General features: G+C 44.6%; 4 protein-coding genes. All 4 read left to right on the top strand.

The window, feature by feature from the left end:
- The 4 genes from AC0J2F_RS05520 to AC0J2F_RS05505 all read left to right on the top strand — a co-directional run bounded on the left by AC0J2F_RS05520 (position 1) and on the right by AC0J2F_RS05505 (position 6,231).
- Positions 1 to 2,136: a glycoside hydrolase family 97 protein gene (locus tag AC0J2F_RS05520; protein WP_473009188.1), complete on the top strand. Its 2,136-nt coding sequence runs from the start codon at positions 1 to 3 to the stop codon at positions 2,134 to 2,136.
- Positions 2,137 to 2,143: 7 nt separating this feature from the next.
- Positions 2,144 to 3,328: a glycoside hydrolase 100 family protein gene (locus tag AC0J2F_RS05515; protein WP_473009187.1), complete on the top strand. Its 1,185-nt coding sequence runs from the start codon at positions 2,144 to 2,146 to the stop codon at positions 3,326 to 3,328.
- Between the two features lie 124 nt (positions 3,329 to 3,452).
- Positions 3,453 to 4,979: an MFS transporter gene (locus tag AC0J2F_RS05510; RefSeq protein ID WP_473009186.1), complete on the top strand. Its 1,527-nt coding sequence runs from the start codon at positions 3,453 to 3,455 to the stop codon at positions 4,977 to 4,979.
- A 16-nt stretch (positions 4,980 to 4,995) separates the two neighbouring features.
- Entirely contained in the window at positions 4,996 to 6,231 is a 1,236-nt protein-coding gene (locus AC0J2F_RS05505; RefSeq protein WP_473009185.1) for an MFS transporter, read from the top strand.
- The last annotated feature ends 2 nt before the right edge of the window (positions 6,232 to 6,233 follow it).

The raw sequence follows: 6,233 nt of genomic DNA, 5'->3' as shown, positions 1-6,233 counted from the left end.
ATGAAAAGTACTATGCGCTTGTTAGTCATGATATTTGCCGTGGCAATTGTTAGTATTTCCTGTTCTGAAACCGAGTTGCAAAGCAGTGTGAGTTCTCCGGATGGCAATCTGGTAGTTAACACTGGATTGAACGCGACTGGGACCCCAGTATATGCTGTAACTTTTAAGGGGAAAACCATAGTAGATACCTCTACTGTTGGGTTTGAATTTAAAGACATGGAGTATCTAGGCAAGAACATGACCCTCACTGGAGCGAGTAGTAGTACAATGGACGAAACCTGGGAAATGCCCTGGGGCGAACAGCGCTTGGTACAAAACGCCTATAATGAGCTTAAACTGGATTACAGTGAACAAGGAGATGCTGCCAGAAAGTTTTCTTTAGTGATAAGAGTGTATGACGACGGTCTTGGATTCCGATTCGAGTTTCCGGAACAAGAGCATATGAAAGAGGTACTATTACTAGATGAAAACACAGAGTTTGCCCTTACGGGAGATCACAACGTTTGGTGGTTACCTGGAGACTGGGACATATATGAGCAGTTATATACCAATTCAAAATTCAGTGAGATCGACGCAATTAGCATGCGCGACCATCCGGCGCTAGTGGCCACCTATATACCAGAGAACGCTGTGAACACTCCAGTGACCATGAAGACAGACAGCGGGTTGTATTTGAGCTTTCACGAGGCCGATCTGACCAACTATTCGGGCATGACCTTAAAGGTCAATACGCAAACCTATAAAATGACTTCTGAATTGGTAGGTTCTGAGCGTTTAGGTGGCAAGGCCAAATTAACTGTACCTTTCAATACGCCGTGGCGAACGCTACAGGTGGGAGAATCCGCAGGAGACCTTATTGAATCCAATCTTATCGTAAATCTAAACGAGCCCAACGAAATTGGCGATGTAAGCTATTTCACGCCCATGAAATACGTTGGGATTTGGTGGGAGATGCATATTGGTAAATCCACCTGGGATATGGAAGGTAGCCAAGACATGAACACCTATATCGAAGGTGCTAAAAATTCATCACGCCACGGTGCAACTACCGAAAACGCTATGCGCTACATCGACTTTGCTGCGGCCAATGGCATTAAAGGCTTATTGGTAGAGGGCTGGAACACTGGCTGGGACCAATGGATCAATACCACCGACAGAGAAGGAGTGTTTGACTTTATGACCCCTTATCCGGATTACGATTTTGACGCCGTAATGGCCTATGCAAAAGAAAAGGGAGTAGAAGTGATCATGCACCACGAGACCTCGGCAGCTCCGCGTACCTACGAGAAGCAAATGGAAGTGGCTTACAACTTTATGAAAGAGAACGGCATGAACTCGGTAAAGACTGGATATGTGGGTAAGATAATTCCAGAAGGAGAATACCACCACGGCCAGTGGATGGTGAATCACTACCATAAGGTCTTGACCGAAGCAGCCAAAAAGAAGATTGCCATCAATGCGCATGAACCTATTAAAGCCACTGGGAAGCGCAGAACTTATCCGAACGCAATTTCTAGAGAAGGTTTGCGCGGCCAAGAATTCAACGCTTGGTCACCTGATGGAGGTAACCCTCCGAATCATCTGCCTACAGTCGCTTTTACCCGGATGCTTTCCGGTCCAATTGACTTTACCCCTGGAGTTTTTAATATTAAGTTCGACGAGTACAAGACTTCTAATCAGGTAAACACCACTTTGGCGCAACAATTGGCGCTTTATGTTGTGATCTATAGCCCGATCCAAATGGTTGCAGACCTGCCAGAACACTATATCGTCAATGGCGAGATCCATCCGGCTTTCCAATTTATTCGCGATGTGGCCGTAGATTGGGAACAGTCGATCGTTTTGGATGGAGAAGTGGGCGATTTTGTCGTAATCGCCAGACAAGAAAAAGGCAGTGAGAATTGGTTTGTCGGTGGAATCACAGGCGAGACGGTTCGAGCTCAAGAAGTTAGTTTTGATTTCTTGCCAGAAGGAAAGACCTATACAGCGACCATTTACAAAGATGGTGAGGGTGCTCATTGGAACGACAACCCTACAGCTTACGCCATAGAAACCATGGAGGTAACTAAAGATTCCAAAGTGACCATTGCCATGGCTGCTGGAGGAGGATTCGCAATTAGCCTTATGGCCAACTAGAGCAACTATGTTAGCAGGGCAGCAAAATATAGCACACCAACTCCTAACCGATCTGGCCACTCCCAGCGGTTTTTTGGCTAGCACCCTCGACGAGGACAACTACAAGCGTATTTGGTCCAGAGATTCTATGGTCTGTGGTCTGGCGTCTTTGATTACCAAAGATGCCAAGCATTTAGAAGCCTTCAAAGCCTCCTTGCTCACCCTTGCGGAACATCAGTCCGCAGCGGGTATGATCCCTTCTAATATAGATCCTCGTAGCGGTGAAGTATCTTTTGGGTCTTTGGCCGGACGTATTGATGCCCATACTTGGTTTGTTCTGGGAGCTTGTCTCTATTACAAACACACCGGGGACGAAGCTACTTGGAAAGTGATGGAGCCTAAAGTGCTTAAAACTCGTGAGTATTTGGTCAACTTAGAGTTCAATAATAAAGGATGGATCTACACGCCCTTGAGTGGCAATTGGGCAGATGAATATCCTGTTCATGGCTATACACTATATGATAATTTACTGCGGATGTTTGCCGAAAAGGCACTTTCGGATCTGGGCTGCGATATTGGATTCGATATAGATAGTAAAACACAGCTTAATTTTTGGCCAGAAGCCACTGGTATAGAAAAGGCATACCACAAAGCGGGTTTTCAAGATGCATTAGATAAAGGGGTAGAGAATTTCGCCGCCTTTCTTCTGCCGGGTTATTACGACCTGCGTTTCGATGCTGGGGGAAATGCCCTAGCCTTGTTGTATTGGCGTCTAAGCACTGCACAAAAGGATGCGATACGCGCAAGGGTCTCTTCTTTTAAAAGTGAAACAGGCGCCGCTTTGATACCCGCGTTTTGGCCTGTTATAACCGAGGACTCTTACGATTGGAATCTGCTTAAAACAAATTATTCTTACAGCTTTAAGAATCATCCGGGTGATTTTCACAACGGTGGAGTATGGCCCGTATGGATGGGACTTTTTACCCTCGGCTTAGCAGCACAGGGACAGTCAGAATTAGTCGAGCAGATCGCATCTGCCTTTGAAGCTGAAATAAGCTCCAAACCCAACTGGGCTTATCAAGAGTATTACAACCCTATTAGCAAGACTTTAGGAGGTAAGACACAAATGGGTTACAGCGCCTCCGGAGTGATCTTTATGCAAGAAGCGCTACGTATGATACAGGCTGAGCAAACCAGCACTCTCTTCGATTAAAAAGCTAGGGAAACGCCTTTCGATAACGTTTTCGTTGCCTATATCTCAATTTCTGTGAATGATTCTTAGAATTGCCTAAAAAATTGCGGATATTAGGTACTAATTCGCAACTAAATAAACAGGTATGAGTATCATTTCTAAGATTCCGAAGCCACAACTCTCTTTTTGGCAGATTTGGAACATGAATGTAGGATTCTTTGGGATCCAGTTTAGCTTTGGTTTACAGCAAAGCGCGGTTAACCCGATCTTTGAATTCCTAGGGGCGCATCACGAAGAACTTCCACTGCTCAACTTGGCTGGCCCCGTAACGGGTTTATTGATCCAACCAATTATTGGAGCGATATCTGACAAGACCTGGTCGCCAAAATGGGGCCGAAGAAAACCTTTCTTCCTCATAGGAGCTATCTTGGCCAGTTTGTGTTTGTTTGCTTTCCCTTTTAGTCCGGAACTATGGTTCGCCGTAGGATTACTTTGGCTCTTAGACGCGGCAAACAATACTGCTATGGAACCCTACCGTGCTTTTGTGGGTGATAAGTTACCTGAAAAGCAGTACACTTTTGGTTATCAAATGCAAAGCTTGTTCGTTGGGGCAGGTATTACCATTGCTAATTTTTCACTTTTCTTATTCCAAGATTGGTTTGGCGGTGGGGCCGAGGCTGCTACAAGTGGCTCCAGCATTCCAACTTGGGTGTATTATTCGTTCTTTTTAGGGGCCTTCGCTTCTATTGCAACTGTCCTGTGGTCGGTCTGGAAAACACCGGAAATACCACCTACAGACGAAGAACTGGCAGAGATCCGTGAATTCAACGAAGGTAAACCACATCCGCTGATTCAGGTTGTTAGCGCCTTAGTAGTAGTACTTTCGGCTCCTATTTTACTAGGTATGGGTATTGCCTATTTTTGGCCTTATCTGTACGAGAATTACAATCTATTGGTGATCATAATGCTTGTGATCGCCTTATTCTGGCTGTCCTTTTTATATCGACTCATCAAGAATAATCCAGACAATAAGAGTATCAAAAAATTTGGCGATCTCTTGGTCCCGCTCATGGAGACCTCCGAAGCCATCAAGGATATGCCCAAGTTCATGTGGAAACTATCTGCGGTCTACTTTTTTCAGTGGTATGCCTTGTTCATTTACTGGCAGTTTATTTCTCCAATGCTCAAAGCTTCGCTTCCGGGACTTACTGCGGACGAGGCCTTAGCGCAAGTTGGACTTATGAACGGAACCTACAATTTTGTGACCATGATCGTAGCACTAGCTTTGGTACCTTTTGCCAAGAAATTTGGTTCGAAAAAAGTGTACGTGATCAGTTTATTCTTTACCGGTTTGGCGATGTTGGCTCTGCCTTACATAAAGAACGAGTATGTACTTCTCTTACCAATGATCCTATTTGGTATCGGTTGGGCTGCTATGATGGGTATTCCATACGCTATGGTTTCTAAAGTGATCCCTGCGGACCGTCGAGGAGTGTATATGGGAATCGTGAATATGATGATCGTTATTCCGATGCTTATTCAAACCGTATCCTTTGGACCACTCATTGAATTTGCTTTAGGCAATAGTGCTATCAATGCCATTTTGTTCGCCGGAGTCTTTTTTATCATCGCTGGAGTGTTGGCCATGAGGCTTAAGGTTCAGCAAGATTAGCATTTAAAAAATAGCCATGAAAGGACTCGGAATTAAAATAGCCCTGCTGCTCAATTACTTTGTATTTGCAATTTTACTCAACAGCGTAGGGACGGTTATTTTACAGGTTCAACGCAATTACGATATCACTAAAGATGCCGCTAGCGTGTTAGAAGGGTTTAAAGACCTGCCTATAGCTATTACATCATTTTTATTGGCCTCTTTCTTGCCCAAGATCGGTCTTAAAAGGTCCATGATAATCGGTCTGATCCTGGTTGCAGCCTGTTGCTGTTTAATGCCTTTTACCGATGCGTTTTGGTACTTTAAGCTGCTTTTTATGGCCATTGGAATTTCCTTTGCGCTGATCAAGGTCTCGGTATTTGCTACCATTGGATTGGTTACCGACGATGCTAAACAACACGCCAGTTTTATGAGCGTTTTGGAGGCCTTCTTTATGGCCGGAATTCTAGTGGGTAATGTAGCCTTTAGTTTATTTGTGGACGATGCCAATCCGAAGTCACAAGAATGGTACAATATGTACTGGTTCTTAGGTGGATTGTCGCTTTTGGCCTTAATTGTATTGTGCTTCTCAAAACTAGATGAAAGTGCCGCGAAGATAGAATCACGCAGTTTAAAAGAAGATTTCTACGAAATGTTCGCAACCATTGCCAAGCCTTTGGTCTTGGTTTTTATAGTGAGCGTTTTCTTGTACGTACTTATAGAACAGAGTTTCCAGACTTGGTTTCCGACCTTTTATCAAGATATTTTAAGCACGCCATCGTCTATGGCAATTCAGGCTGGAGCGGTTTTAGGTGGAGCGACCATGATCGGGCGTTTTGCCTCCGGAGCTATATTGGCAAGGATCAAATGGATTTATGTCCTGTCGGTTTGTTTACTAGCCGTAGCGGCGATCATTTTACTTGCCTTGCCTTTAGCGGGGACTACCGAAGTTAGTGGTAACATCAGCTGGACCAATGCACCCTTGGTGGTATACCTAATGCCATTATTGGGCTTTTTCTTGGCGCCCATCTATCCGACAATAAACTCAACGATATTGAGCTCGCAGCCCAAGTATATGCACAGCTCCGTTTCTGGTTTGATAGTGATCTTCTCTGCTTTAGGAGGAACCACAGGATCTATAATTACCGGCCATGTGTTTGAGGCCTATGACGGAGCAACGGCTTTCTATTTTGCTTTGGTTCCGGTAACTTTGATCTTAATTGCGATCTGGATCTTTTATCGAATGATCCAAAAGCAGGCATTGACTGCATAATT

This window comes from Gilvibacter sp. CC01 (genome assembly GCF_055755295.1).
Note: the sequence above shows the minus strand (reverse complement) of the source record. Positions and strands in the feature narration are given on the sequence as shown.

Bases quoted from the DNA above. Each gene is read 5' to 3' on its own strand.
- AC0J2F_RS05520 (WP_473009188.1), top strand. From the start codon at position 1: ATGAAAAGTACTATGCGCTTGTTAGTCATGATATTTGCCGTGGCAATT.
- AC0J2F_RS05510 (WP_473009186.1), top strand. From the start codon at position 3,453: ATGAGTATCATTTCTAAGATTCCGAAGCCACAACTCTCTTTTTGGCAG.
- AC0J2F_RS05505 (WP_473009185.1), top strand. From the start codon at position 4,996: ATGAAAGGACTCGGAATTAAAATAGCCCTGCTGCTCAATTACTTTGTA.
- AC0J2F_RS05515 (WP_473009187.1), top strand. From the start codon at position 2,144: ATGTTAGCAGGGCAGCAAAATATAGCACACCAACTCCTAACCGATCTG.